At 70.3% G+C, this 1,034-nt stretch carries 2 protein-coding genes; both read right to left on the bottom strand.

Annotation, left to right across the window (positions count from 1 at the left end; translation table 11 throughout):
* The coding region (locus GV068_RS24770) for a hypothetical protein (RefSeq protein WP_159705577.1) at positions 1 to 228 on the bottom strand (228 nt) is incomplete at its 3' end.
* A gap of 5 nt (positions 229 to 233) precedes the next feature.
* Complete coding sequence (locus GV068_RS24775; protein WP_159145857.1) at positions 234 to 995, bottom strand: hypothetical protein; 762 nt, start codon at positions 993 to 995, stop codon at positions 234 to 236.
* Positions 996 to 1,034: the final 39 nt, after the last annotated feature.

Raw genomic sequence — 1,034 nt, forward strand, 5'->3', positions numbered from 1 at the left:
GTCCCCTTCCCGGGCATCGTGGTGGTCCTGCGGTGCGGTGACGTCGTGGAGGATCTGCCGCACCCGCGATGGGGAGAGGCCGGCTTCCTGCGCGACTCGGTGGTGGCCGACCGTCAGGGCGGCCTCGGCGATCGCGAGGTCGCGTGCTTCTCGGGCGGCCTTGTACGCGGCGACGGTCCGGTGGACTTCGTCAACCCCGCCCGTGACAGCGCCGACGATCTTCCCCACGACGCTCACCAGACCCGCACCGTCATCGGCTGCCCGGCACCGGCGCAGGACACCACGAACGAGTTGACGGTCATCGGGTACGCAGAGCCGTACGCGGTGTGCAGCCACTGCTCCGCCCACGTCAACACCTCATCGAGGGTGCTGAGCTCCGTGGCATGCTCGTGCACCTGCAGGTCCTCGATGACGTGCGAGCCGGAGCGGAGCACCCACTCGCCAAGAGCAGGCGTCTGCTCGAGGATGAGCTTCTCCCACGCCTCCATGCCCGGGTGGTCCTCGAGGACGTTGGTGCGGTCGGAGAGCCGTCCGCGGAACACCACGCGGCCACCGCGAAGGTCCGGGCCTGGGCCCGTCGCCGGCACGTCCGCGGCGTCGATGACGGGGCCGGTCCAGACCGACAGCGCCGGGAGGTCGCGGGAGCCCTCCGGGTCGAACGGGTCGACTTCCTGGCTCGCACGGAACCGGCACACGGGCTGGCGCGTGTGGAGGTGGTCGAGCGCATCCCCGACGGTGCGGCGCGGCAGCCGCAGCATCGTTCGGCCACGCTGGCCGTCTTCGTCGTACCAGCGGTCGAGGACGAGCACCTGGTCGACGTCATCCCGGTCAGGGAACACGGTGTAGTCCGGCCACGCTTCGCCCTGGAGCGGTGAGTACGACCGCCCTGCTGCGGCGGTCAGCCCGCCCCAGCTGATGGGTGTGTGCTCCTGCAGCTGGTCGAGGATCTCGAACGTGACGGTGCCTGCGTCGAGCGGCATGGTCAGGGTGCTCATGAGGCGTCCTTGCCGATGGTCAAGGGCTCCGTGGTGGAG

The sequence above is a fragment of the Massilia sp. 9I genome, assembly GCF_902506415.1.
GTDB lineage: Bacteria > Pseudomonadota > Gammaproteobacteria > Burkholderiales > Burkholderiaceae_D > Telluria.